The following is a 24299-nucleotide window of genomic DNA, read 5'->3' as shown; positions in this document are numbered from 1 at the left end:
CATGGGCCGTTCAAAAAACCGCCTTGTTTATTGCCATGGCAGCGGGGGCGGGCTTTTGGCGCCTGTCGAACGGCGTCAGGCATTCCAGGCCGATATCACGAAGCGCAATTGCCCGCGCACGCCCGGGTGGGCCGGCTTGTGCGTGCCCCGGCCGTCCACGGTGTGGCTGTCGAAGGGGATGACCACCTCCACCCGGCCGTCGCCCAGCGGCTGCACATCGAGCACGGTCTGCGCCTGCACCATGCCCGTGCCCTGCCAGGAGTACTTCACCTTCCAGGGCGTGGCGTCGTCGGGTGGGGGCTCCATCTCCAGGATCAGCGCATTGCGAAACAGGTAGCCACCCTCGTAGTGCTCGTTGATCCACAGGCGCCGCTCGATCTCGTAGTCGGGTGCGCGCACCCCGAACTCCAGTCCGTAGGCCAGCGAGCGGCGGCGCGGGTTCACGCGCGCGCTGTTGGCCAGGAACACGCTCGACAGGTAGTGGTGCCGGTCGCTCTGCCACTGGGCATGGGCCATGCAGGCGACCGAATCCTCCTCGGCGGTGCGCCGGGTCAGGTACCACAGCTTGCCGCGGGGCGAGGCGCGCAGCTCCATCTGGTAGAGCGCATTGACCTTGTGGCCCGCATCCACCTGGGCCTGCACGGCCGTGGGCAGGCGGACGTCCTCGAGGTCCGCCCACAGGTCCACGCGCACGTGGCCGAACAGGAAGCGTGCCAGGTTCTGGAACGCCTCCTCGCTGTTCACGATGCCGTAGAAGCCCGAATGCGCACGGTAGGCAAACGCCTTGGCACAGGGCTCGCCCAGCGTGCCATCTGCTTTCAGGCCGTGCAGCGTGGCATTCTCGATGCGCACCAGCCCGTCGCTGCCATTGCCCACGAAGGTGCGTGACAGGCCGGCCGCCGCCTCGTAGTCCAGCCGGTTGGTGCCCACCATGCAGAACACCCGGCTTGCGGGGAACAGGGCTTCGGGCAGCAGGTCCACGCGCTGGTGCGTGGCGTACGCGCCCGCCAGGTCCAGGTACTGCACCATGCGCTTGCCGCGGTTGAAGTTGTTGATGTCGGTGGTGGACAGCCAGGCCGGCGCGTTGATGCCCGCCACGTCGATGCCGTTGTGCGGCGTGGCGTAGGTGAAGAACTTGTCCACGTGGGGCCGCATGCGCTGGGGGTCGAGTGCCGGGTTCTGCAGCATGGCGCGGCACACCAGCCCGCCCATGGAATGTGCCACCAGGTAGCAGCGAAAGTCCGCAGGCGCCACCGCGTTCGCCGGGTTGCCGCAGACCAGATCGCGCACGCGGGCCAAAAGCTGGCTCAGCTCCTTGGCAAAGTCCTCGATGTCCAGTGTCTGCCCGTCGCCCAGCAGGGTCGAGGCGCTGTCGTAGTAGCGAAAGATGATGATGCTCTGCCCCGAGAGCACATTGCCCGTGGGCTTGCCGTCGGCCGTTGTCTCCCACTCGGGGTCCACGATGTCGTAGCCGTCCTCGTAGACGTCGGCATAGCCGTACTCCGATGCCAGCCGCACCAGCGGCGACTCGAACACATGCTTGCGCGGCTTGCTGCGCCGATCCGGCACGGCGCGGTGCACGGTCGACCCCACGTTGAAGCCGCAGAACGGGTCGGCCGTGGTCTGGTCGATCTCGCCCTGCGTCATCGCGTAGCCGCGCACGTAGACGATGGGGAAGTAGGGGGCCTTGTAGGTCGCTGCAGGCATGTCGGTCGTGCTCCCGGTGGTGCAGCGGCCGCAGGCGAACTGCCAGTGCGCGATGGTCTGGGCGCGCGGGCGGGGCGTCAAGAGAAATAGTGGCACGGCGGGCGCGGCCGCCAGCGTGCAATTCAAAGCTGGTCAAGTTCCTCCTGTTTCGAATAATGGTGCGGCACATACCCAGCAACGAGGAGGCATACCACCATGGCACGGCGCACCAAAACCAGCCCCCTGGAAGACACCATGGACCTCGTCGCCCTGCTGCCCTGGTGGGCCGGCCTGGGGCTGGCAGTGCTCAGCTACCTGCTGTTCAGCCAGCTGGCGGCGTCCTTCGGCCAGCCGTCGGCCGCCAGGCCCGGCCAGATCGGCGCCCTGGTGCAGGGCGCGCTGATCAGCGGCCTGGCCACGATAGCCCAGTACCTGGTGCCCGTGGTCTGCCTGGGCGGCGCCTCCCTGTCGGTCTGGCGGCGCCGCCAGCGCCGGGCCCTGGTGGACGCGGTGGCGCAGGCCCCCGCCGCGAGCACCATCGACGGCATGTCCTGGAAAGAGTTCGAGATGCTGGTGGGCGAGGCCTACCGCCTGCAGGGCTTTCAGGTGACCGAGACTGGTGGTGGCGGGCCCGACGGCGGCGTGGACCTGGTGCTGACCCGGGGCGGCGAGACATTCTTCGTGCAGTGCAAGCAGTGGAAGGCCTTCAAGGTGGGCGTGGAGACCGTGCGCGAGCTCTATGGTGTGATGGCTGCGCGGGGTGCCACGGGTGGCTTCGTGGTGACTTCGGGGCGCTTCACCAACGATGCAAAGCTTTTCACCCAGGGGCGCAACCTGCAGCTGGTGGATGGGCCGCGCCTGCTGGCCATGCTGCAGCAGGCGCAGCAGTCGCGCTCGGCGGTGGCGGCGGTCATCGCCGCCCATGGCGGGGTGCACCACGAACCGGCGCCACCCCCGGCGGCTGCGCCGGCCGGGGCGGCCTCAGGTGCCTCTGCCAGCGTCATCGCCAGCAGCACCCAGCCCGGCTGCCCCAAGTGCGGTTGCGGCATGGTCCGCCGCATCGCACGCACTGGCAGCAATGCCGGGGGCGCGTTCTGGGGCTGCTCTACCTTCCCGGCCTGCCGAGGGGTGCGACAGGTGGATTAGGGTTGGCCTGAGCGGTCCGGCCGGGCCGGTGCGGAAATACCGGACAGGGAGGCGGCCACGTCCAGGGCCTCCCCGCGCTCTTTCACCGCCACGTCGCCCAGCGAAAGAATGCCCACCAGGCGCTTGTCGTCGCCCAACACCGGCAGGCGGCGGATCTGTGCGCGCGACATCTGCTGCAGCACCTCATCGATCGATTCGCCCTCGCGGGTCCATTGCACGTCGGTGCTCATCACGTCCTTGAGCTGGGTCGTCCCGGCATTGCGCTCCTGTGCCACCAAGCGCAGCACGATGTCGCGGTCGGTCACCATGCCCACCAGCCGGTCGCCTTCGCACACGGGGATGGCTCCCACGTTGAGCTCTTCCATGGCCTGGGCTGCCAGCAGCACGTTGTCGGTCGGCGCCAGGCTGCGCACGCCTCGGGTCATCACTTCGGATACGGCGGTCATGGTGGTTTCCCTTCAGGGCAAAGGGTCCAATCTATGCGTGCGATCCGTTGGCGTATGTAGGAGTGCAAGCCCTTCGCATGCACGGTGGGGCCGCATCCACCCCGCTATTCGAAGGCCCCCCGAAGAGCAGACGACGGCCGCGCTCCTTGCCTACACGCAGGTAGCTTGTCCGCAGGTACAAATGCCCCAGACACTGCACCTGCCCACCATGAAGCCCTCCACCCTGTTCGACATCAGCAAAAAGACCGCCATGGCCTGGGTGGACGACTACGCCCCCAGCATGGGTGCGGCCATCTCGTACTACACGGCGTTCTCCATTGCGCCGCTGCTGGTCATCGTGATCGCGATCGCGGGCTATGTGTTTGGCGAGGAGGCGGTGCGCGGCGCACTGCAGGGCCAGATATCGGGCCTGGTGGGCAGCGATGGCGCGGCCGCCATCCAGGGCCTGGTCAGCAGCGCGCGCGAGCCCACCGAGGGCGTGGTCGCCAGCGGCATCTCCATCGCCTTCCTGGTCGTGGGCGCGACCACTGTGTTTGCCGAGATCCAGAGCGCGCTCGACCGCATCTGGCATGTGCCCGAGAAGGCCAAGCCCAGCGGCCTGTGGGGCCTGCTGCGCGCGCGCTTCCTGTCGTTCGGCCTGATCCTGGGGCTGGCCTTCCTGCTCATGGCCTCGCTGGCCGTGAGCGCCGCCGTGGCCGCGCTGGGCACCTGGTTCTCGGCCCTGCTGCCGGGCTGGGAGATCGTACTGCAGGGGCTCAACATGGCGATTTCGGTGGTGGTCGAGACCCTGCTGTTTGCCATGATCTTCAAGCTCATGCCCTCCACGCGCATCGCCTGGAGCGATGTCTGGGTGGGCGCCGCCGTGACGGCAGCGCTGTTCGAGCTGGGCAAGGTGCTGATCGGGCTGTACGTGGGCAAGGCCGGCATCAGCTCCACCTACGCCGCGGCCGGCTCCATCGCCATCATCCTGATCTGGGTGTATTACGCCGCGCAGATCTTCCTGCTGGGTGCCGAGTTCACCAAGGTCTACGCCACCGAATACGGGTCCCACCGCCACGAGATCCCCACCGAGGCGCCCGAGACCCCGATGAAAAGCCAGGACCCGCAGCCCCTGCCGGCGGCTGGCGGTACCCATCCACAGGGCCATCCCCTTGCGGCGCCCGCGCGCGAACAGGGGCTGCAAGAGGCGGGTGTTCCGTTGGCCACGGGCTTCGCTCTGGTCGTGGCGCTGGGCGGTCTGTTCGCAGTGCGCGAGGCGGCCGTGTCATGGTTCGAGGAGCGCCAACGCGCGAAGGCGGTGCGGGCCCATCGGTCCGCGCCAACGGCGCGGCCTTGAAACGAAAAGGGCCCCGCGAGGGGCCCTTGTCTGGGAAGGCCGGCGATCAGGCAGGCGCCAGTTCCGGCTCCATGAGCTCGGCCTTGCGTGCCTCGAGTGCATCGCGCAGGGCGACCAGGTCGAGCTTCTTCGCAGCGCGGGCCTTGGGGAACATCTCGTTGCGCTCTTCCTTGACGTGGTGGTCAATGTACTCGCCCAGCACGATGACCTTGGCGTCGTATTGCTCGTTCACCTCGGTGGCGGCCTCAATCTGCGCGATCAGGTCCTTGGCGGTCTGGTGTTCCACCTCGGCTTCGGCCAGCAGGTCGGTCTCCTTGATGGCGGCACGCACGGCGGGGTAGAAGATCTCTTCCTCGATCTGCGCGTGCACGGTCAATTCCTTGCAGATCTGTGCCGCGAGTTCCAGGCGCTTCTGTTTGGCAGGGCGCGCTTTGGACTCCATGAGTTCCTCGTATTCCTTGAACATCTTCTTGACGGCCTTGTGGTCTGCATCGAGCAGGTCGCAGGCATCTTTCTCGCGGCGGGCTGGGGTGGTGGGCATCTTGGGCTCCGTAAGTAGTGGGGGCCTTGATCATTGGGCGGCGCGCGCACGGACACTGTAGGCGCGGCCTCGCAGCGGACGTAGGAGCAGCCGCAGCGATTGAGCATGTTCCGACTTGCTGAGAGGTCGGGGGCGCGTCCTACAGCCCTGTTGCCGTGGGGCTTTACGCTCGGTATTTCCCAGCTCCTGCACACCCATCCCCTCTACCTGAATGAAATCCCTACCCTCTCTCGCACCCGATATCCGCCTGTTCGGCAACGTGAATGAAAGCATGCTGTCCGAGTTCTTTCGGCAGCAGTCAGAGGCTAAGACGGATGCCCCCATCGTGTTCGAGCTGAGCACCTCAGGCGGCGATGCCGAGTCGGGCCGGCGCATCGCCGAAGAGCTGCGCCTGTGGCAGAAAGCGGGCACCGAAATCTTCTTTCTGGGCAAGACCTATGTGTTCTCCGCCGGCATCACCATCATGTCCGGCGTGCCCCGCAGCCACCGCTTCCTGACGCGCGATTGCGAGCTGCTCATCCACGAGCGCAAGATGACACGACAGATCACGCTGGACGGCGCCTTGCGCAGTTGCCGCGCCAAGATCAACGACGTGCTTGCCGAGATCGAGTCGGGTCAGCGATTGCAGACCCAGGGTTTTGCGCAACTGGTGCAAGGCTGCTCACTGACCGTCCAGGATGTTGAAAAAAGGGTGCTGGAGAAGGACTGGTACCTCACTGCACAGGAGGCGCTGGACCACGGTCTGGTCGCGGGGGTGGTCTGACCCGCGCATTTGCGAAGCGACGGTCGCGCTCTTGGCTGGGTGGCCGCCATGGCATAACCCGGAGCAGCACCAGCCTTTCTACGCCCTTAAACTGCAACGATGCTGCTCCCACCCAACGTGAATCCTGGTTTTCCCACCGATTTCATCCCGCTGCAAGGCACGCGGCAGGACTGTGAGGACTGCGGCAAAGCCGAAAGGCTGGGTTTTCAGTTCGACTATGCCTACCAGCCCATCGTGGATCTGGAGCGTCGCACCGTGTTCGCGCACGAAGCCCTGGTGCGCGGGCCCGCAGGCGAGGGCGCCATGACCGTGCTGTCCCAGGTCAACGACGGCAACCGCTACCGCTTCGACCAGGCCTGCCGGGTCAAGGCCATCAAGGGGGCGAGCGAGCTGGGCATACGCGAGCCGGTGTCCATCAACTTCTTGCCCAACGCCATTTACAAACCCGAGGTGTGCATCCGCACGACGCTGGAGGCCGCCCGAATCCACCACTTTCCGCTCGACCAGATCATCTTCGAGGTGACCGAGGGCGAGCGCGTGCAGGACGGGCCCTGGTTCGCTTCCATCTTGCGCGAGTACCAGCGCTGCGGGTTCAAGACTGCCATCGACGATTTCGGGGCGGGGTATGCGGGGATGAAGCTGCTGTCGGACTTCCAGCCCGACATCATCAAGATCGACATGGACCTGATCCGCAACGTGGACGCCAATCGCGCGCGACAAGCCATTGTGCGCAGCCTGGTGTCCCTGTGCAAGGACATGGGCATAGAGGTGATTGCAGAAGGCATCGAGACGCCTGCGGAGCGCGATTTCCTGCGCGATACGGGCATCCACCTGATGCAGGGCTATCTGTTTGCCAGGCCGGCTTTTCGCTCCATCGCCGAGCTAGATGCCAGCACATTTGGCGCCCGATCTTGAAATTCTGGCGGCGATTTCCTATCATTTCGCAGGCTTTGCACCACCCACCACGAGCACCCGGCTCACTTGCCAAGAAAGGAGTTTGACCATGAATTCGCATTCCCCATCTCCCTCTTCGGGAAGAGACGATTCGTCCCCTGGTACGGGCCGGCGCAGTGGTTCATCGATGCGCTACCTGTCGCAGCTGCAAACCGACGCCTACCTTCTCGCGCGTGATGCGGTACGGCGCGTGCAGCGCACGTCTGCGCTTGTCGAAGCAAGCCTGCCATCGCCTCTTGCGGGAGCCGGAGCACCAAGCGACCGGCGTCGGCTGCACTGACACGCCAAAGCCCGGACGAAAAAAAACCGGCTCGAAAGAGCCGGTTTTTTGCACAGATCTGTGAGATCAGTAGCGTCCACCGCCGTGGCCACCGTTGCCATAGCCGGTTTCCACGCGATTGCTGGCACTGTAGCCGCCCGCGCCGTAACCACCCGAGCCACTGCTGCGCTCTTCACGAGGGCGCGCCAGGTTCACGACGATCGAGCGGCCATCGACAGACATGCCGTGCAGGCCGGTGATGGCGGCTTGGGCGACTTCGGCCGATGCCATTTCCACAAAGCCGAAGCCCTTGGAGCGGCCGGTTTCACGGTCCATCATGACCTTGGCCGAGGTGACGTTGCCGAACTCGGAGAAATTGCTTTCCAGGGTGGAGTCGGTCACAGAGTAGGGCAGGTTGCCCACGTAGATTTTGCTGCTCATGAAAGAGCCTTTCTTAAGAAGGCGCGCAACGAGTGACGCACCGTTGGGATACAGGTGTGCGGAACGGCAGTCAGCCGCACCGGGGAGGGATGGATGGGTTCTGCGGTCAGCAGAGCATCAACACGTGGGGGGGTGCGGCATGCAGGTTTGCAGCCAGCCCTGGGTGACGGCAAAAAGCCGCGCGGCCTCGCGAGAGGCAAACGCTTTGTCGAAGCGGAACACGCGGCAGTAGCTGCCGTTGCCCTGGGATCGATGGACCGAGAATGAGGCGCGGAAATTGCCGCAGTCGGTCGGGTGTGTCGCGGGCGATACGACGAACTTGCCCATGGAAATGGCGGTTTTGGAAATCTGATTCAGTCAGGATCACAGGCCCGTAAGCCTGCGCGAGCATCAACAAACGCGGTTGGCTGCAGCTCTACAGACCAACACGGGCGACAAGGGTCGCAGAAGGCGCAAGCCGGGGGCGGGGAGCCATCCAGCGAGCGTTGCGGTGCAAGCTTTCGTCAAGAGCCTTCACTGCAACAGCCTCGATTATATTGCCTTTTTTTATTAAATTGCAAATTTTTATTCTTTTTCTCAATGAAGGCTTGGGCGTGGAGATTGTCCCGCCCCAAGGCTCCTTCACCTCACCTTGCAATACGGGGTCTGTGCGCTGACTGCAGGGTGCCAGGAGCGCCTTGTGGGCTGTAGGTGCCCGCGTTGTCTGCTGCGCCACCGCCAGCGACCTGGAACACCGCCACGAGTTCGGCCAGGCGCCGTGCCTGCTCGCGCAGATTCTCTGCGGCCGTGGTGCTCTCGCCGACGAGAGCACCGTTTTGCTGGGTCATCTGGTCCAGCTGGGTAACCGCCACGTTCACCTGTGAAATGCCGTCGCTTTGCTCTGCGGCGGCGGTGCTGATCTCGCCGATGATGCCATTGACGCGCTGAACACCCTGGACGATTTCACCCATCGTCGCGCCTGCATTGGCCACCAGTTGGGTGCCTGAATCCACCTTCTCGACGCTGTTCTGGATCAGCGTCTTGATCTCCTTGGCTGCAGCGGCACTGCGCTGGGCCAGACTGCGCACTTCGGATGCCACCACGGCGAAGCCGCGCCCCTGTTCCCCCGCCCGCGCGGCTTCGACCGCCGCATTGAGTGCCAGGATGTTGGTCTGGAAAGCGATGCCATCGATCACCCCAATGATGTCGGCGATCTTCTTGCTGCTCTGGTGGATGTCCTGCATGGTACTGACCACCTGCTGCATGACCTCGCCGCCCTTGGTGGCGGTGCCGGCCGCCGCCGTGGCCAACTGGTTGGCCTGGCGAGCCGAGTCGGCGCTCTGGCGCACGGTGGCGGTGAGTTCTTCCATGCTGGCAGCCGTTTGTTCCAGGCTGCTGGCGGCCTGTTCGGTCCGGTTGCCCAGGTTCCGGTTGCCGCTGCTGATGTGGTCGCTGGCGACGCGCAGTTGCAGGATGTTGTCGCGCACTGCCGACACCAGTTCGTGGAAACGCTGCTGCATGTCCCTCACCGCCACCATCACGCTGCCGGTATCCCCCGGCATCACATGCACAGCGACCGTGAGGTTGCCCTGTTCAATGGATTGCACCACCGCCCGCACTTCGCTGGGCTCCGCCCCCAACTCGCGACCGATGCTGCGAGAGACCGTCACCGTGGCTGCCACGCTGATCAGCACGGCCAGCAAGGTGATGGACAGCATCACGCCGGTGAACTGGCTGGCATCCTGGTTGGCGGTGTTGCTGTTCTTGATGATGCGGGCCTCCTCGTAGTCGATCAGCTTGTTGGCGGCTGCCAGCCACTGTTCATACTGCGGCTTCGCCTGTTCCCAGAGCAGTGCCTGCGCACCTGCGCGATCGCCTGCCTGCGTGAGTGCCACCACTTTGCCGGTAGTGGCCACGGTGCGTGCCTCGATGTCCTTGAGTGCCTGGACCATGGGTCCGACCTCCGGGGGGACCTGGCTGGCAGCCTTGAGTACCGCATCCAGCTGAGCGCCCGACTGGGCGTAGAAATCTGCCAGCCGCGCAATGGATTCGACCTCTTTCCTGAGCGCCTCTTCGCTGGGCGCCAACACCACATCGCGCACGGCAATGGAGCGGTCATGGGCCGAGCCCCGAAAGTTGATGGCTGCACGCTGGATGGCTGCGTTCTGCGTCGCATTGGCAGTCAATGCGCTGTCGATGCCTCGCGCGATGAGCACGCTGTAGATCGACATGCCCAGCAAGGCCAGAATCACCAGGCCAAAGCCGGCCATGAGACGGTGACTGATTTTCCACGTATGCATTGAAGAGTGCCTCAGAGGGGGTGGACGGTGATGACGACGGAAAAACCGGCATGTCGACAGCGCGTCCGCCGTCGCATGGATGTTTACATTTCATCACGAATTTACCAATTGGTCATAAAGTGACTGATTGGTATATTCTGTTTACCCGATAGTAGAGGCATGGGCTTGCGGCCGGGGTAGTGCCTGTGGGAAGGCACTGCCTGCAGGGCTGCCAGGTGCGTGGGCGCTCAGGGGCTCATTCGGCACGCAAGCCGGTAGGGCGCGCCACGGCCAGCGGCTTTCTCTCGAAAAGACCCGCCGATGAGGGTCGAGGTTGTTGCGCTGCGCTACTCCAGCCAGCGCACGTTCTGCAGGATCTCTTCAAAGAAGCTGCGCAAGCTTGCCGTGCCCATGGTGTAGGGGTCGAAATCCGCAGTGCCGGAGTATTTGAGAAACAGCTGCCGGTTGGTTTCCAGTGATGCAATCAGCCCCATGGACCAGCCCGTGAAGCGGCGGTGCGGGATTTCGCTCAAGTCCAGGATCGCCGTGTCGCGGTGGCGGTCATCCTTGAGCAGTCGGTGGTACAGCGCATTCACTGCAGCACGGTCGCCTTCAAGCAACTGCAGAAAGATGCCGTTGTTCAGGCACAGCGCGCCCGTGACGCCCGCGCGGGTGTTGTTGCGCTGCGATGCACCCAGGATGTCCTTGACATCTGCAGGCCCCAGCACGCGCGAGCAGCGGCTCGCGTAGATCAGTTGTATCAACATGTTTGCCTCCGAAATGCCGAGTGTGTCAGCCCTGGGTGGGGACGTGGGGCATGGGCTGAATACCCCGCAGATCCGCTCGCCATTGCATGGCAACAAAGAGATCTCCAGCGGCTTCAAAGGTATTCAGGGGCTTTGCTTGCCTCCGGGCGCGGCTTCGGATGATCGTGTAACGTCCCCGCACTTTTACAAGGTGCTGCATCCCATGGAAACACCGTCTCCCGTTCCCGCAGACGAAGCCAGCATCCTGGCGGCATTGATGGATCCAGGGCGTGTCGCCGCGGTCCGGGACACCGGCCTGCTCGACACGCCGCCCGAAGAGAGCTTTGACCGGCTGACCCGCCTGGCGGCCAGGCTCACGGGGGCTCCCGTCACCTTCGTTTCACTGCTGGACTTCAGCCGGGACTTCTACAAAAGCGCCTTTGGCCTGGGCGAGCCGCTGAACACCACGCGCCAGCTGGAAGGGCGCTCGTTTTGCCATTACGCCATGGTGTCTGACGGGCCGTTGGTGCTCCCCGATGTCACGCAATTGGCGGGCTTCTGCGACGTCCCCACTGTCCGCTCGCTAGGGGTGCGTGCCTATGCCGGCATCCCTCTGGTGACTGCCCAGGGGCAGGTGCTGGGCAGTTTCTGCGCGGTAGATTTTGAGCCCAGGCAGTGGACGGAGACCGACATCGAAGTCCTGGTCGAACTGGCGCATTCTGCGATGCGTGAAATCCAGCTGCGCAAGGCGGTGCGGGACTCCGACGCGCTCAATCTGCGTCTGCAGGAGCAATTGCGCAGGGTGGATGAACTCAACAAAGCCCTTGCCGAACTGGCCGCGAAGGACTCGCTCACTGGCCTGTTCAACCGGCGCGCTTTCGACCACAGCCTGGCGCTTGAGTTGGCTATCGTGGAGCGGCGCAATTCACCATTGAGCCTGCTGATGTTGGACGTAGATCATTTCAAGCGCATCAACGACAGCCTGGGCCATGCGGCCGGAGATGAGGTGCTCAAGCAGATAGGCTGCATTCTGAGCGCGGGTGCCCGGGGCATCGATGTGGTTGCCCGCGTGGGTGGCGAGGAGTTCGCCATACTGCTCCCGAACACGAACATGCCCGACGCAGTCGACGTCGCAGAGCGCATGCGCGTGGCGGTGTCCCAGGCGCCATGGTCGCAGGCCTCTTCTGCCACGGTCAGCGTGGGCGTCGCGACGCTGATGGGCGGCGAAAACGCCTGCGGCCTGTATGCCCGTGCAGACGCGGCGCTCTATGGTGCCAAGCAGGCGGGGCGCAATCGCGTGGCAATGGCCTGAGCACTGAGGCGTTCCGACCCACGTGGTATTGGGGCCTCACGTGCAAGCTTGGTTGGAGAGATAGGGCGCGGGTCGCAATTGGCACGTTAAATCCCGCAGTTGCCACCGTTTGCAACGTAGGACAACAGCGCAAAGTGCGCTTCGCGCACGCCCATCCTGCAGAGGTGGCAGGATCGGCACCTACAATGATTTACATCCCTGGCCAAGCCCTTATGCGGGCATAGCGGCCTTTTATTGGTGAAAGCTTCATGAATACCCAGAGCACTCAGATCCTCGACGCACTGCAAGATGACAAGAGGACCGCTTTGGTCCAGGAATGGATAGAGGAAGCCAAGGCCGGCAACGCCAGCCTTCCTCGGTCAGCCACGGCGGATGCAGGGGAGGTCGCGTTGGCAATGGCGCACGCGTTGCGCAATGGCGCCAGCATCGATTCCTTCACCGATCCCAAGTGGTCCGCATTGCAGCAGGTGCTGTCGGACCTGTCGCGCTCGGGTGCTGCGCAGGGCCAGAGCGTCGGCGAGACCAGCGTCTTCGTGCTGGCGCTCAAGAAGCCATTGCTCACCGCTCTGCATCGGCGCGAAGGCATCGAAAATGCGCAACTGGCATCCGCTTTCTGGAGCGTGACCAAGCTGGTGGACGGCATGGCCCAGTTCACGGCCACCACCTTCCAACGTGCGCGCGAGGAGATCATCACGCGCCAGCAGGAAGAGCTGCTGGAACTGTCCACCCCGGTGGTCAAGCTCTGGGAGGGTGTTCTTGCGGTGCCCATGATCGGTACGCTCGACAGCAACCGCACGCAGATCGTGATGGAGACGCTGCTGCAGAAGATCGTGGACACGGGCTCGGAGCTGGCCATCATCGATATCACCGGCGTGCCCACGGTGGACACCCTGGTCGCCCAGCACCTGCTCAAGACCGTGACGGCGATCCGCCTCATGGGGGCGGACTGCATCATCAGCGGCATCCGCCCGCAGATCGCGCAGACCATCGTGCACCTGGGCATCGACCTGCAGGGCATCAGCACCAAGGCCTCGTTGGCCGATGCGCTGTCGCTGGCGCTGCAGCGCACGGGTTGGCGCATCACCCGCCAGGCCACCTGACCGGTAGCGCGCATGGAACGCATACCGATACTGCGCATGGGCGCAACCCTGCTGGTCACCATCCAGGTGGACATGCAGGACCAGACCGCCCTGGCACTGCAGGACGACCTGGCCGACCGCATCGCCAAGACCGGCGCCAGCGGCGTGATGATCGACATCTCGGCGCTCGAGATCGTGGACTCCTTCGTGGGACGCATGCTGGCCAGCATCTCGGGCATTGCCCGCATCCTCTCTGCCACCACCGTCGTGGTGGGCATGCAGCCGGCCGTGGCCATCACGCTGGTGGAACTGGGCCTCTCGCTCGAAGGCGTGAAGACTGCACTCAACGTGGAGCGCGGCCTGGCCTTGCTGCAGCGCGCACGCGAGGAGAGCGGCTTTGTCGATTGAACGCACCGGCACGCTGCCGCTTCAGAGTGAGCAGCACATCGTGGCCAGCCGGCAGGCCGTGCGCTCGCTGTGCCAACTGCTCAAGTTCTCGCTGGTCGAACAGACCAAGATGATCACCGCCGCGAGCGAGCTCTCGCGCAACACCCTCATCCATGGCGGCGGCGGCCGCATGCGCTGGGAAGTGGTCGAAGCCGGGACCAAGACCGGTCTGGCCTTGCATTTCGAGGACGAAGGCCCCGGCATCGCCGACATGAAGCTGGCCATGACCGATGGCTGGACCTCGGGTGGGGGCATGGGCCTGGGCCTGCCCGGCAGCAAGCGGCTGGTCAGCGACTTCTCGGTCGAATCTGCGCCCGGCCAGGGCACCCGCGTGAGCATCACCAAGTGGAAGTGACACGCGGGTGGAGCCACCGGCCCTTTCGCATGACGGATGCCAGTTGCGTCGGTGACGTCCGTCGCTTTTGCGCCAGGACCGTCGAGGGCTGGGGCTGGAGCGAGGTGGATGCAGGACGCCTGTCCCTCATTGCCACCGAGCTGGGCACCAACCTCGTTCGCCACGCGGTGCAGGGCGAGTTGTGGATAGCTGCGCTGCCCGCAGCGCAGGAGGTGGAGATACTGGCGCTGGACAAGGGCCCCGGCATGGAGGATGTGCAGCGCTCCTTCCAGGACGGCGTGTCGACCGGATCGGGCTCGCCCGGCACCGGCCTGGGGGCCATACGCCGGCTTGCCAGCGGGTTCGACATCCACTCCACCGCGCGGGGCACGGTATGCGTGGTGCGCGTGCGCGCCACCGGGCACGCGGCAAGGCCTGAGCGCCAGTGGGGTGCCGTGAGCGTCGCGGCACCTGGAGAAACGGTGTGCGGCGATGGCTGGGCCGTGGCCATCGACAACGGCACGGTGTCGGCGGTGCTGGCAGACGGCCTGGGCCATGGTCCCCATGCCGCCGCCGCGGCCGAGGCGGCGCTGGAGGTGTTTGCCGGCGATCCCTTCGTACCGCTCGACCGTCTGGTGCAGGACGTCCACACCGGGCTGCAGACCACGCGCGGGGCGGCATTGTTCGCCATGCGGATAGAGTCTTCGTCCCGACTGGAGTACGCTGGGGCTGGCAACGTGATGGGGCGCATCATCTCGGGCGTGTTCGACCGCTCCATGGTGACCCAGCATGGTACCGTGGGCGTGCAGGTGCGCAAGACCGAGGTGGCGCGGCTGGTACTGCCCGACCACGCGGTGGCTGTGGTGCACAGCGATGGCATTGCCTCGCGCTGGAAGTCCGAGGAAGTGGTGCCGCTGCTGCAGCGCGACCCCACGCTGATTGCCGCGGCCTTGTTGTGGCAGCAGAGCCGGGGCCGCGATGACGCCACCGTGCTGGTGGTAAAACAGGGAGACACGCTTGAGTGACGATATGAAAGCCCAGCTGGAGCAAAGCCAGGCCGAAGTCGAGGCCCTGCAGTCCGAAATGCAGGCCCTGCGGGAAGAGCTCGAGGAAACCAACCGCGGCGTGGTGGCGCTCTACGCAGAGCTCGACGAGCAGGCCGAGCAGCTCAAGCACGCCACCCAGCTCAAGAGCAGGTTTCTGTCGTACATGAGCCACGAGTTCCGCACGCCCATCGGCGCCACCTTGAGCCTGGTGCGCTTGCTGCTCGACCGGGTGGATGGCCCTCTGACCGAGGAGCAGGAGCGCCAGGTGCGCTTTATCCAGACCACTTCCGAGGAGTTTTCGAGCATGGTCGACGACCTGCTCGACCTTGCCAAGATCGAGGCCGGCCGGCTCGACGTTTCGCCCGCATGGTTCGAGATGATGGACCTGTTCACGGCCCTGCGCGGCATGTTCAAGCCCATTGTGGAAAACCAGGACCTCAGCCTGGTGTTCGAGGAGCCGGTCGGCCTGTCGCGCCTGTACAACGACGACCGCAAGCTCTCGCAGATCTTGCGCAATTTCATCTCCAACGCGCTCAAGTTCACCGCTCGCGGCGAGGTGCGGGTATCGGTGACGTTGGAAGGGGAGGGCATGGTGCGCTTCGCCGTGTCGGACACCGGCATCGGCATCGCGCCGGAGCACCTGCCGGTGCTGTTCAACGATTTTTCGCAGGTAGAGGCCCCGGTGCGCAAGCCCCTGCGCGGAACCGGCCTGGGCCTGGCCTTGTCCAAGCAGCTGGCGACGCTGCTGGGGGGCTCCATCGACGTGCGCAGCGTGGTGGGCGAGGGCTCCGTCTTCTCCGTCATCGTCCCCGTGGAACTGTCACCTGCCGCTGCCGGCGGCCGCGTGCAGGCCTGATCCATGACCAACCCCGCCATCATCCTTCCCACGATCGACCGCAGCCGGCACACCGTGCTGGTGGTTGACGACAATCCGGTAACCCGGTATGCCACAGCGCGCGTCATCCGCGCCGCGGGTTTCCAGACGGAAGAGGCCGCGACGGGCAGCGCAGCCATCGAAGCGGCCAAGCTCAACGTCTCGGCCGTGGTGCTGGACGTGCACCTGCCGGACATGGATGGCTTCGAGGTGTGCCGGGTTCTGCGCGCGGATGCGCGCACCGAGTTCACGCCCATCATCCACCTGTCCGCCACCTACATGCAAAGCGAGCACAAGGTAGCGGGGCTCAATGCCGGCGCAGACGCCTACATGGTGCATCCCGCCGAGCCGCCGCTGATGGTGGCCACGCTGCAGGCGCTGATACGCGCACGCACTGCGGAAGAGGATCTGCGCCGCAGTGAAATCCGCTTTCGTGCCATCTATGACCAGGCCCCTGTGGCCATGATGCTGGTCGATTCGGCAGGCTGTTTCGCCGACGTGAATCCCGCCGCCGAAGTGCTGTTTCAGCGCAGCCGCGCTGAACTGGTCGGGCTGGCAGTGACCTCGTTCGCGCCCGAGGCCTGGAAGGATTTCGTGCAGGGCCGCATGCTGAGCCCTGCCGACGCCAACTGGCAAGGCGAATTTCCGCTGATCCGCGGCGATGGGCAGGAAATGCTGCTCGAATGGAGCATGTCCAACCATGTGGAGCGGGGCATCCGCATCGGCATTGCGTCCGACCTGTCAGAGCGCATCGACTTCGAACGCCGACGCGAGGAGCTGCTCGAGCGCGAACAGGCAGCGCGCGTTCTGGCGGAGCGGCACAGCCGCACCAAGGACGACTTCGTGGCCGTGCTCTCGCACGAGTTGCGCACCCCGCTCACGCTGATCACCGGGTGGGTGCACATGCTCAAGCGCCCGAACACCAACGCCGACACGCTGGCGCGAGGCATCGATGCCATCGAGCGCGGTGCCAAGGCGCAGGGGCGCATCATCTCCGACATCCTTGACGTCTCGCGCATCGCATCGGGCAAGCTGCGCCTGCACCGCGAGTGGGCCAACCCGGTGGAACTCGTGCGCATCTCGCTCGATGCATTGCGCGACCTGGCGTTGGCCAGGAACATCACCCTCGAAGTGGCTTGTGACGATACGGACGAGCCTGCCTGGCTCGATATCACACGCTTCCAGCAGATCGTGTGGAACCTGGTGACCAATGCCATCAAGTTCTCGGAAAAAGGCGGTACGGTCCAGTTGCGCCTGCGGCGGGAGGCAGATGAACTGATCCTCGTTGTGCAGGACCACGGTGCAGGCATAGAGGTGGGATTTCTGCCCTATCTGTTCCAGCGCTTCACGCAAAGCGGCGCGCCGGGAAACCGCGCCCACGGCGGTCTGGGGCTGGGCCTGTCCATCGTCAAGCACCTGGTCGACCTGCACGGGGGCACCATTTCGGCCAGCAGCGCGGGGGCCGGCAAGGGTACGGCAATGACGGCGCGCCTGCTGGTCGCCTACGAGGAGGCGCCGGCGAGCGACGGCGACGTGCAGGCCATTCCGCAGGCCCGCGAAGTGCGCCTGCTGCAGGGCAAGGACATCCTGGTCGTGGACGACAACGCCGATACCAGCGAGATGCTCAGCATCGTGCTCACCGACGAGGGTGCCAGCGTGCGCGTGGCCGATAGCTACGAGACCGCCATTGCCCAGTTCGAGATGGCGTGGCCCGATCTGTTCGTGAGCGACATCGGCCTGCCGGGCCGCGATGGCTACGACCTGATCGCCAAGGTGCGCGAGATGGAGGCGGCTGCGGGACGACCGCGGCTGCGCGCCATCGCGCTCACGGCCTTTGCCCGCCCGCAGGACCGTGACCGTGCGCTCGCCGCAGGCTTCGACCAGCACCTGGGCAAGCCGCTGCAGCCGCACCTGCTGCTGCAGGCGCTGGCCTGAACGCCGGCTGGCTCAGTCCCTGCGCCCTTCCCGCTGGGCCGTGCTTTGCGGATCGGCGGACCACAGCTCCAGTCCAAAGTCTGCATCGTGCCACTGCGCCACCCGCGGAATCTGCAGCTGCTCGTGCAGGATGGCATGCACGCGCGCGCCGCCCAGCGGAAAACCCTCGAACGGGTGCAGCCAGTGGCATGCAAGCACCGTGGCCTCGGGTCCGCTGGCGAGCAGCGTGGTGCGGCAGCGCTGCGCCAGGCGCTCGATGTCGCGCTCCGTCAGGTAGTACAGCAGTTCTCCGAGCACGATGAGGTCGAAGTGGCCGTCGGGCCATTGGTCCGGCACCCAGCCGTGCGCGGCTTCGGCGTGCGCATGGGGTTTCAACCGGTCGGCCGCGTAGGCCACCGCCCGCCGGGAGCCGTCCCAGGCCAGCAGCCGGTCGCAGCGCTGCGCCAGCTGCTCGGAGACGAAGCCGCCCGCACAGCCGGGCTCGAACACCGATGCATAGCGCGGGCGCGGCAGGCTGGCCAGCAGCAGGTCGCGCTTGCGCGCCTCGTACCAGCTGCCCTCGAAGTGCCAGGGGTCGGGGCCACGGGCGAACAGCGGGTCGAACAGGTTTTGCGGGGCCTTGGCGATCATGGTGGTTGCCTGCTAGTAAAGAAGTATTCGGCATCCCAGCCGGCACGCTCGATGAGCGCGGCGTCCAGCACCGGGGGCAGGGTGGGCGAGCGGGGCGTGAGCTGCGAGCGGTGCGCGGCCAGCGCGTGGAGCTTGCGCGCGAGGGTGTCGGCGTCGATGCCCACGCCGGTCAGGCGGGTCCAGTCCACCTGCGGGTCCCAGGGTTCGGCCCAGTGCCACATCCACACCGGCGCCTCGATGAGCGTGGCGCCGTTGGCCTGGCAGGCCTGCGCGCAGGCGCGGCCACAGGCCTCGTGGTCGGGATGCCCGTCGAGCCGCCAGGTGGTCAGCACCACGTCCGACGGGTGGATCAGCGCCGCCAACTGCGCCTGAAGTTCCTCGGCGCGGTGCAGCAGCTTGCCATCGGGCAGGCCCAGACGGGTCACGGCCTGCGCCGGTACCGCCAGGCGCTGCAGACCCGCAGCGCTTTCCTGCTGGCGTGCCCGGACGAGGGCCTGTGCATCGTGCCCTGCCGCGTCGGCATGGCTGGCTTCGCCATCGGTCACCGCCACCACCAGGCAGGTGCCGCCCTGCGCCACATGGGAGTGGAGCAGGGCACCACAGGCCAGGATCTCGTCGTCGGGGTGCGGCGCCACCACCACCAGGCGCTGCCATTTGCCCACGAGCGCATTGGCGGGCACGCGCTCTATGCCTTCCTCGCAGAGCCAGGACTGCCAGAACCGCGCGTCCACGCGCGGCGCGCTGATGAAGCGGGTGGCGTGGGCCAGGTCCTGCACCGGGGCGGGGTGGTTCACAGCGCCCATGGGTAGTCCTCTTGCGCCAGCACGGCGCGGGCCAGGGCTGCGTCGTCGCGGTCCCCGTGGCTTTGGCGGATGAAGACCGGCAGGTCGGCCGCGGCACGTGCAAACGCCGCATCGCGGCAGTAGGGTGTGGCCCCCAGTGCGCGGCCGGTTTCGTCCTGCACGCAGCGGGCCCCGGCTTCGGCCGCCTGGCGCACGCGCAGGGCCACCGCCATGGCGTCCGCATGCGGGTGCGCATCGATCCAGTCGGCGCTGCCGTGCAGCAGCGCGGCCACGCCCGCGAGCACGCGGTCCACCTTGCCGAAGGCTGCGGCGCGGTAGGCATGGCCTAGGTGCTCGGCCGGCATGCCGCGCATGCCGCGCATGCCGCGGTAGAGCGCATCGGCCACCGCCAGCGTACCGCCGTACCAGCAGGCCGCAATGCCGGCGCCCCCGTGCCAGAAGCCGGGCCGGTGCAGGTAGTCACCGGGTTCGCCGACCAGCACGGCGGGCGTGCCGTCGAAAGAGACTTCCGCACTCAAGGTGTCGGCCATGCCCACGGCCTGCCAGGTGCCGGTGTCCATGCGGATGCTGGGGTGGCTGAGGTCCACGGCGACGAGCTGGCTCTGGTCCTCCCCGGGCAGCCATGCGGTCAGCAGCGCGTGGCTGACGCCCTGCGCGCCCGAGCACCAGGCCTTGGCGCCGGACAACGTGGCCTGTCTGTTGCCGCCCTGTGGCTGAACCTGCACCCGCTGACCGGGCGCCTCGGCAGCCCACATGGCCCAGGTTTCTCCTGCACGGCTGCGGTCAGCGCCCAGCTCGTGCAGGATGGCCAGTGCATCGGTGTGCCCTTCATACAGCTTGGCCAGGGCCAGGCTGTGCTGCGCCACGCGGCTCAGGGCCTGCCAGCGCTGCAGGGTGCTGCCCGTGCCGGGCTGCGGCAGGTGGGCCAGGCCCTGGCCTGCCAAGTGCCGCAGCTGGGCTGCAATCGGCAAGGTGGCCATGCCGGGCAAGGCAGCGGCCAGTGCATGGGTCGTGGTGGGCGGGCGGGGGATGGTGGCCTGGCGGTTGGGGGAAACTGGCATGCGCTCGGCCCTTGCATGGTTCGATCCTGCCACTGTCGCGGCAGTGCGCGCGGTGCCTGGTCGGCCCGTGGCGGCCTGGGTTGTGGGACAGGTGCCCGAGTAGGGGGCTAAGGATGCAAGGCTCATTTTTGCGTGCATGACAGCGCTTGAGGATGCTGTCTGACAAGCCCGGCGCAGGCCAAAGGTTACTTTCAGCCACCCACCTGACAAGGAGCATGCCGTGACCATCCAGCCCCCGCCCGCCACCTCCGTCCGCCGCCCTGCCGGTGAATTCCCGCAGCCCGTTTCGCCATGGGAAAGCCGTGGCCTTCTGTACGCCGAAGTGGCGGGGGCCCTGGTGGTGCTGGCGCTGGTGCTGGCCAATAGCATGGATCCTGGGTTCTGGCCCACCACGGCTGGTGCGGTGCAGGCACAGGTGCAGCCGGCAGCCAAGGCGACCCTGGTCACGGCCGCGTCGTCTTCAGAGTCCTCGGAATGAAGCCGGCCGCCGCACACGCTCTAAGACAAGCGCCGGGCGGGGCCCGCACATGATTGCCGTCATCGTCCCGGCCCACAATGAAGAGGACCACATCGGGGCCTGCCTGCATTCGCTGACTGTCGCCTCGGCCTGCCCCGATCTGATGGGCGAAGCCGTGCTGCTGATCGTGGTCCTGGACGATTGCAGCGATGGCACCCAGGGAATTGCTGCCGCACTGGGCGCGCGCACCGTGGACTGCCAGGCGCGCAACGTCGGCACGGCACGGGCCATTGGCGCGCATCTGGCACTGGCGGCCGGTGCGCGCTGGCTGGCCTTCACCGATGCCGACAGCGAGGTGGCCCCCAACTGGATTGCGCAGCAGTTGTGCCAGCAGGCCGATGCCGTGTGCGGCACCGTGCAGGTGCGCGACTGGGGCACGCATGGCGATGCCGTGCGCGCGCAGTTCGATGCGCTCTACCAGGACCGCGACGGTCACCGGCACATCCACGGTGCCAACCTGGGGCTCACAGCGCAGGCCTACAGCGAGGTCGGCGGCTTCGAGCCCCTGGCCACGGGGGAGGACGTGGCCCTGGTGCATCGGCTGCAGGAACGCGGTCTGTCCATCGCCTGGACCTCTGCCACCCGCGTGACGACCAGTGCGCGCAAGCAGTTCCGTGCGCCAGCCGGCTTTGGCGCCACGCTGCTGCAGCTGGGGACCACGCTGACGGCGCTGCCTGCCCTGCTTGGGTGACGAAAGACCTGCCCCATGAACGACTGGCTTGACTGGATACAGTGGCCGGCCTTCGCCGCCTCGGTGCTGGCTGCGTGGCTGGTGGGCTCCAAGGAGTCCCGGCGCCGCAACGCAGGATTCTGGGTGTTTCTGGGCAGCAACCTGCTGTGGGTGGCCTGGGGCGTGCACTCCCATGCGATTGCATTGATCGCACTGCAAGTCTGCCTGGCGGCCATGAACATCCGCGGCCTGTTCAAGACGGACGACGCTTCAGACAGTTGAGCTGCCCATTGCCGTCGTAGGACAGGCGCTCGTCTGTCGTCGCAGTCCGGCGCCCCGCAATCGTCGGTAAGCCATGCTGCACATGGTCGACAGCCCGCCAGCGGTGTGCATGCAGCCATGCGGTCAGGCCAACTGCAGCGTGTGTCCTACATCTTCGTGAGGCCATGCGCCTACCCTGAAGCTTCTCGCCAATTTCCCATCACCTGAAGCAAGGTTCCCCATGATCCAAGACCCCAAGAGCGCCAAGGCCGGCAAGAAAAGCGCAGATGCTGCGCCCGCCAGAAATACCGACAGTGCACCCTCTGCCATGGCGGGCGCTGTCGATGCGCTGTCCGCCAGGGCGATACAGACCAACGAGCTTGTCGCCGCCAGGCCCTACAACCCCAACAAGGCCGGCGAGCACGGCTTTGCCAACGGCGTGAACCCCGCGCAGGGCGCCACTGCCGAGCCGGCTTCGCGCCTGCCATCGGGCAGCACTGTCTCCGAGGAAAACAGCAGCGCCAAGACCGGCACGGTGGCGCCAGAAGGCGTGAACGCCACCATCGCGCCGCTGGACCGCGTGCGTGTCGATTCCGCCGGCCAGGTGCTCACCACCAACCAGGGCGTGCCCATAGCCGACAACCAGAACTCGCTCAAGTACGGCGAGCGCGGCCCGGTGCTGCTCGAGGACTTCATCCTGCGCGAGAAGATCACGCACTTCGACCATGAGCGTATTCCCGAACGCATCGTGCACGCCCGGGGCTCCGGTGCCCATGGCTTCTTCGAGTGCTATGAACCCCTGACCGACCTGACGCGCGCCGCTCCGTTCAAGGAGGCCGGCAAGGTCACCCCGGTGTTCGTGCGCTTTTCCACCGTGCAGGGCGAACGCGGCTCCAAGGACACGGCGCGCGACGTGCGCGGCTTTGCTGTCAAGTTCTACACCGACGAAGGCAATTGGGACCTGGTGGGCAACAACATGCCCGTGTTCTTCATCCAGGATGCGATGAAATTTCCGGACCTGGTGCATGCCGTCAAGCCCGAGCCGCACCACCAGATGCCGCAGGCCGCCAGCGCGCACGACACCTTCTGGGATTTCGTCTCGCTCATGCCCGAGTCCACCCACATGCTGATGTGGGTGATGTCCGACCGCGGCATTCCACGCAGCTATGCCACCATGCAGGGCTTCGGTGTGCACAGCTTCCGCTTCGTGAATGCGGCGGGCGAGTCGGTGTTCGTCAAATTCCATTGGACTCCCAAGGCCGGCACCCATTCGCTGGTGTGGGACGAGGCGGTGAAGATTTCCGGCGCCGATCCGGATTACCATCGCCGCGACCTGTGGGAGCGCATCGAGGGCGGCGCCTACCCCGAGTTCGAACTCGGCGTGCAGGTGTTCACGGAAGAGCAGGGCGACGCGTTCAGCTTCGACATCCTGGATGCCACCAAGCTGATCCCCGAGGAGCTGGTGCCCATCCGCCCCATCGGCCGCATGGTGCTCAACCGCAACCCCGACAACTTCTTTGCAGAGACCGAGCAGGTGGCCTTCTGCACTGCGCACGTGGTGCCGGGCATCGACTTCTCCAACGACCCCCTGTTGGCGGGCCGCATCCACTCCTACGTGGACACGCAGATCTCGCGACTGGGCGGACCCAACTTCCACGAGCTGCCCATCAACTCGCCCATCGCCCCGGTGCACAACAACCAGCGCGACGGCATGCACCGCCAGGCCATCCATCGCGGCAAGGTGGCGTACGAGCCGAACTCGCTAGGGGGTGGTTGCCCGTTCCAGGCCGGGGCAGCCCAGGGTTTTGTCTCCGTGCCCGCCCGCATCGAGGCCAAGGAAGCCCAGGGCAAGGTGCGTGCCAAACCCGAGAAGTTTGCCGACCACTACACCCAGGCCACCCTGTTCTTCGACAGCCAGACCGCGGTAGAGCAGGCCCACATCGCCGCCGCCTTCCGCTTCGAGCTGAGCAAGGTCACGGTGCCGGCGATCCGTGAGCGCATGGTCTCCTCGCTGCGCAACGTGTCGGATGACCTGGCCCGGCAGGTCGCCACCGGCATCGGCATGGCGGCCTTGCCGGACGCCATGCCCCGGGCCCTGGCCAAGCCGCCCAAGCCCGAGGTGGCAGCTTCGCCCGCACTGTCACTGCTTGCACGCCCTGGCGACGGCAGCATCCAGGGGCGAAAGATTGCCATCCTGGTGGCCGATGGCATCGTCGGTCAGAGCGCCGTGGAACTGCACGCGGCCCTGTTTGCGCAGGGCGCCGTGCCGCGCTTCGTGGCGCCCCGCATTGGTCCGGTGAAGACGGCCGACCAGGTAGCCATCGACGCGGATGCATCGCTGGAGAACGAACCGGGCTTCCTGTTCGATGCGCTGGCGCTGCCCGATGGGGAAGAGGGTGTGCGGATGCTGGCGACCGACGGCCACACGATGGAGTTCCTCAAGGACCAGCACCGGCATTGCAAGACCATCCTGGTCATGCCCGCGTCCTCGGCCTTGATGCTCAAGGCCCAGATCCCGTCGACGCTGCCTTCGGGAGATCCCGATCCCGGGCTGTTCCTGGGTTCCACGCCAGCGGACTTCGGGGCCTTCATCCAGGGCATTGCCCGCCATCGCCATCCTGAGCGGGAGACCGATCCTCCTGCTGTGTGAGGCCAGGCCCAACCCGCAGGCCATTCGTTCGCAGCTTTGCGGCCCGGTGTGGCCACAAGGCACTGGAAGAAATCCGCGCGTACCGGCATGGCCGGATGCGTCAA

General features: G+C 66.0%; 25 protein-coding genes. 15 read left to right on the top strand and 10 right to left on the bottom strand.

Features of this window, described 5'->3' with window-relative positions; genetic code table 11:
- Positions 1-75 precede the first annotated feature (75 nt).
- Positions 76-1788, bottom strand: coding sequence for an esterase/lipase family protein (locus tag PMI14_RS20170; protein ID WP_369751504.1), 1713 nt, complete (start codon positions 1786-1788; stop codon positions 76-78).
- A gap of 114 nt (positions 1789-1902) precedes the next feature.
- Between PMI14_RS20170 and PMI14_RS20165 the strand changes: the two genes are divergently transcribed.
- Complete coding sequence (locus tag PMI14_RS20165; protein WP_007857195.1) at positions 1903-2832, top strand: restriction endonuclease; 930 nt, start codon at positions 1903-1905, stop codon at positions 2830-2832.
- Here PMI14_RS20165 and PMI14_RS20160 read toward each other — a convergent pair.
- Positions 2829-3278: a CBS domain-containing protein gene (locus PMI14_RS20160; RefSeq protein ID WP_007857194.1), complete on the bottom strand. Its 450-nt coding sequence runs from the start codon at positions 3276-3278 to the stop codon at positions 2829-2831. The two genes, PMI14_RS20165 and PMI14_RS20160, sit on opposite strands and share 4 nt — an antisense overlap.
- A gap of 208 nt (positions 3279-3486) precedes the next feature.
- Here PMI14_RS20160 and PMI14_RS20155 point away from each other — a divergent pair, with 208 nt between their 5' ends.
- The gene (locus PMI14_RS20155) at positions 3487-4614 is read left to right on the top strand and encodes a YihY/virulence factor BrkB family protein (protein ID WP_108016455.1); all 1128 of its coding nucleotides are present in this window, start codon (positions 3487-3489) and stop codon (positions 4612-4614) included.
- A gap of 46 nt (positions 4615-4660) precedes the next feature.
- Here the strand turns inward: PMI14_RS20155 and PMI14_RS20150 are convergent, their stop codons facing one another.
- Positions 4661-5155: a hemerythrin domain-containing protein gene (locus PMI14_RS20150; RefSeq protein WP_007857189.1), complete on the bottom strand. Its 495-nt coding sequence runs from the start codon at positions 5153-5155 to the stop codon at positions 4661-4663.
- A gap of 211 nt (positions 5156-5366) precedes the next feature.
- Between PMI14_RS20150 and PMI14_RS20145 the strand changes: the two genes are divergently transcribed.
- Together PMI14_RS20145 and PMI14_RS20140 are read left to right on the top strand one after the other, a co-directional pair.
- A complete protein-coding gene (locus PMI14_RS20145; RefSeq protein WP_007857188.1) occupies positions 5367-5918 on the top strand; it encodes an ATP-dependent Clp protease proteolytic subunit in 552 nt (183 codons plus the stop codon).
- Positions 5919-6017: 99 nt separating this feature from the next.
- Complete coding sequence (locus PMI14_RS20140) at positions 6018-6833, top strand: EAL domain-containing protein (RefSeq protein WP_007857186.1); 816 nt, start codon at positions 6018-6020, stop codon at positions 6831-6833.
- A 385-nt stretch (positions 6834-7218) separates the two neighbouring features.
- On the opposite strand, the gene PMI14_RS20135 is transcribed toward PMI14_RS20140, so the two are convergent.
- From PMI14_RS20135 to PMI14_RS20125, 4 genes are all read right to left on the bottom strand, one after another.
- Positions 7219-7572, bottom strand: coding sequence for an RNA-binding protein (locus PMI14_RS20135; RefSeq protein WP_007857185.1), 354 nt, complete (start codon positions 7570-7572; stop codon positions 7219-7221).
- 117 nt (positions 7573-7689) lie between these two features.
- Positions 7690-7899: a hypothetical protein gene (locus tag PMI14_RS34305; protein WP_007857184.1), complete on the bottom strand. Its 210-nt coding sequence runs from the start codon at positions 7897-7899 to the stop codon at positions 7690-7692.
- A gap of 299 nt (positions 7900-8198) precedes the next feature.
- Positions 8199-9851, bottom strand: coding sequence for a methyl-accepting chemotaxis protein (locus tag PMI14_RS35850; RefSeq protein ID WP_007857183.1), 1653 nt, complete (start codon positions 9849-9851; stop codon positions 8199-8201).
- A 326-nt stretch (positions 9852-10177) separates the two neighbouring features.
- Entirely contained in the window at positions 10178-10597 is a 420-nt protein-coding gene (locus PMI14_RS20125; protein WP_007857182.1) for a BLUF domain-containing protein, read from the bottom strand.
- Between PMI14_RS20125 and PMI14_RS20120 the strand changes: the two genes are divergently transcribed.
- The 7 genes from PMI14_RS20120 to PMI14_RS20090 all read left to right on the top strand — a co-directional run bounded on the left by PMI14_RS20120 (position 10596) and on the right by PMI14_RS20090 (position 17603).
- Positions 10596-11888 carry a sensor domain-containing diguanylate cyclase gene (locus PMI14_RS20120; RefSeq protein WP_238541872.1) on the top strand — a complete coding sequence of 431 codons (1293 nt, stop codon included), beginning with the start codon at positions 10596-10598 and terminating at the stop codon, positions 11886-11888. The two genes, PMI14_RS20125 and PMI14_RS20120, sit on opposite strands and share 2 nt — an antisense overlap.
- A gap of 248 nt (positions 11889-12136) precedes the next feature.
- Entirely contained in the window at positions 12137-12988 is an 852-nt protein-coding gene (locus PMI14_RS20115; RefSeq protein WP_007857174.1) for an STAS domain-containing protein, read from the top strand.
- A gap of 12 nt (positions 12989-13000) precedes the next feature.
- Entirely contained in the window at positions 13001-13375 is a 375-nt protein-coding gene (locus PMI14_RS20110) for an STAS domain-containing protein (protein WP_007857173.1), read from the top strand.
- Complete coding sequence (locus PMI14_RS20105) at positions 13365-13769, top strand: anti-sigma regulatory factor (protein WP_007857172.1); 405 nt, start codon at positions 13365-13367, stop codon at positions 13767-13769. The genes PMI14_RS20110 and PMI14_RS20105 overlap by 11 nt, the downstream gene beginning before the upstream one ends.
- Positions 13770-13798: 29 nt before the next feature.
- Complete coding sequence (locus tag PMI14_RS20100) at positions 13799-14773, top strand: ATP-binding protein (protein WP_007857171.1); 975 nt, start codon at positions 13799-13801, stop codon at positions 14771-14773.
- Between the two features lie 4 nt (positions 14774-14777).
- Positions 14778-15650, top strand: coding sequence for a sensor histidine kinase KdpD (locus PMI14_RS20095; RefSeq protein ID WP_007857170.1), 873 nt, complete (start codon positions 14778-14780; stop codon positions 15648-15650).
- A gap of 3 nt (positions 15651-15653) precedes the next feature.
- Positions 15654-17603: a response regulator gene (locus PMI14_RS20090; RefSeq protein ID WP_007857169.1), complete on the top strand. Its 1950-nt coding sequence runs from the start codon at positions 15654-15656 to the stop codon at positions 17601-17603.
- 12 nt (positions 17604-17615) lie between these two features.
- On the opposite strand, the gene PMI14_RS20085 is transcribed toward PMI14_RS20090, so the two are convergent.
- The 3 genes from PMI14_RS20085 to PMI14_RS20075 are packed head-to-tail and all read right to left on the bottom strand — an operon-like array spanning position 17616 to position 20097.
- Entirely contained in the window at positions 17616-18233 is a 618-nt protein-coding gene (locus PMI14_RS20085) for a bifunctional 2-polyprenyl-6-hydroxyphenol methylase/3-demethylubiquinol 3-O-methyltransferase UbiG (RefSeq protein WP_007857168.1), read from the bottom strand.
- The gene (locus PMI14_RS20080) at positions 18230-19036 is read right to left on the bottom strand and encodes a PIG-L deacetylase family protein (protein WP_007857167.1); all 807 of its coding nucleotides are present in this window, start codon (positions 19034-19036) and stop codon (positions 18230-18232) included. Before PMI14_RS20080 ends, PMI14_RS20085 begins: the two co-directional genes overlap by 4 nt.
- Entirely contained in the window at positions 19024-20097 is a 1074-nt protein-coding gene (locus PMI14_RS20075) for a hypothetical protein (protein WP_007857166.1), read from the bottom strand. Before PMI14_RS20075 ends, PMI14_RS20080 begins: the two co-directional genes overlap by 13 nt.
- A gap of 220 nt (positions 20098-20317) precedes the next feature.
- On the opposite strand from PMI14_RS20075, the gene PMI14_RS20070 reads away from it, so the two are divergent.
- From PMI14_RS20070 to PMI14_RS20055, 4 genes are all read left to right on the top strand, one after another.
- Positions 20318-20575, top strand: a complete 258-nt coding sequence (locus PMI14_RS20070; RefSeq protein ID WP_007857165.1) for a hypothetical protein — start codon at positions 20318-20320, stop codon at positions 20573-20575.
- Positions 20576-20624: 49 nt separating this feature from the next.
- A complete protein-coding gene (locus PMI14_RS20065; RefSeq protein WP_007857164.1) occupies positions 20625-21305 on the top strand; it encodes a glycosyltransferase family 2 protein in 681 nt (226 codons plus the stop codon).
- Between the two features lie 15 nt (positions 21306-21320).
- Positions 21321-21566 carry a YgjV family protein gene (locus PMI14_RS20060; RefSeq protein WP_007857163.1) on the top strand — a complete coding sequence of 82 codons (246 nt, stop codon included), beginning with the start codon at positions 21321-21323 and terminating at the stop codon, positions 21564-21566.
- A gap of 220 nt (positions 21567-21786) precedes the next feature.
- A complete protein-coding gene (locus PMI14_RS20055; protein ID WP_007857162.1) occupies positions 21787-24195 on the top strand; it encodes a catalase in 2409 nt (802 codons plus the stop codon).
- Positions 24196-24299: the final 104 nt, after the last annotated feature.

Source organism: Acidovorax sp. CF316 (assembly GCF_000276605.1).
In the GTDB taxonomy this organism is placed as follows: Bacteria; Pseudomonadota; Gammaproteobacteria; order Burkholderiales; family Burkholderiaceae_C; genus Acidovorax.
This window is presented reverse-complemented; position numbering and strand designations above follow the sequence as displayed.

Coding starts and splice junctions, on each gene's coding strand:
- PMI14_RS20165 (WP_007857195.1), top strand. CDS start 1,903: ATGGCACGGCGCACCAAAACCAGCCCCCTGGAAGACACCATGGACCTC.
- PMI14_RS20160 (WP_007857194.1), bottom strand. CDS start 3,278: ATGACCGCCGTATCCGAAGTGATGACCCGAGGCGTGCGCAGCCTGGCG.
- PMI14_RS20155 (WP_108016455.1), top strand. CDS start 3,487: ATGAAGCCCTCCACCCTGTTCGACATCAGCAAAAAGACCGCCATGGCC.
- PMI14_RS20150 (WP_007857189.1), bottom strand. CDS start 5,155: ATGCCCACCACCCCAGCCCGCCGCGAGAAAGATGCCTGCGACCTGCTC.
- PMI14_RS20145 (WP_007857188.1), top strand. CDS start 5,367: ATGAAATCCCTACCCTCTCTCGCACCCGATATCCGCCTGTTCGGCAAC.
- PMI14_RS20140 (WP_007857186.1), top strand. CDS start 6,018: ATGCTGCTCCCACCCAACGTGAATCCTGGTTTTCCCACCGATTTCATC.
- PMI14_RS20135 (WP_007857185.1), bottom strand. CDS start 7,572: ATGAGCAGCAAAATCTACGTGGGCAACCTGCCCTACTCTGTGACCGAC.
- PMI14_RS34305 (WP_007857184.1), bottom strand. CDS start 7,899: ATGGGCAAGTTCGTCGTATCGCCCGCGACACACCCGACCGACTGCGGC.
- PMI14_RS35850 (WP_007857183.1), bottom strand. CDS start 9,851: ATGCATACGTGGAAAATCAGTCACCGTCTCATGGCCGGCTTTGGCCTG.
- PMI14_RS20120 (WP_238541872.1), top strand. CDS start 10,596: ATGTTTGCCTCCGAAATGCCGAGTGTGTCAGCCCTGGGTGGGGACGTG.
- PMI14_RS20125 (WP_007857182.1), bottom strand. CDS start 10,597: ATGTTGATACAACTGATCTACGCGAGCCGCTGCTCGCGCGTGCTGGGG.
- PMI14_RS20115 (WP_007857174.1), top strand. CDS start 12,137: ATGAATACCCAGAGCACTCAGATCCTCGACGCACTGCAAGATGACAAG.
- PMI14_RS20110 (WP_007857173.1), top strand. CDS start 13,001: ATGGAACGCATACCGATACTGCGCATGGGCGCAACCCTGCTGGTCACC.
- PMI14_RS20100 (WP_007857171.1), top strand. CDS start 13,799: ATGACGGATGCCAGTTGCGTCGGTGACGTCCGTCGCTTTTGCGCCAGG.
- PMI14_RS20095 (WP_007857170.1), top strand. CDS start 14,778: ATGAAAGCCCAGCTGGAGCAAAGCCAGGCCGAAGTCGAGGCCCTGCAG.
- PMI14_RS20090 (WP_007857169.1), top strand. CDS start 15,654: ATGACCAACCCCGCCATCATCCTTCCCACGATCGACCGCAGCCGGCAC.
- PMI14_RS20085 (WP_007857168.1), bottom strand. CDS start 18,233: ATGATCGCCAAGGCCCCGCAAAACCTGTTCGACCCGCTGTTCGCCCGT.
- PMI14_RS20080 (WP_007857167.1), bottom strand. CDS start 19,036: ATGGGCGCTGTGAACCACCCCGCCCCGGTGCAGGACCTGGCCCACGCC.
- PMI14_RS20075 (WP_007857166.1), bottom strand. CDS start 20,097: ATGCCAGTTTCCCCCAACCGCCAGGCCACCATCCCCCGCCCGCCCACC.
- PMI14_RS20065 (WP_007857164.1), top strand. CDS start 20,625: ATGATTGCCGTCATCGTCCCGGCCCACAATGAAGAGGACCACATCGGG.
- PMI14_RS20060 (WP_007857163.1), top strand. CDS start 21,321: ATGAACGACTGGCTTGACTGGATACAGTGGCCGGCCTTCGCCGCCTCG.
- PMI14_RS20055 (WP_007857162.1), top strand. CDS start 21,787: ATGATCCAAGACCCCAAGAGCGCCAAGGCCGGCAAGAAAAGCGCAGAT.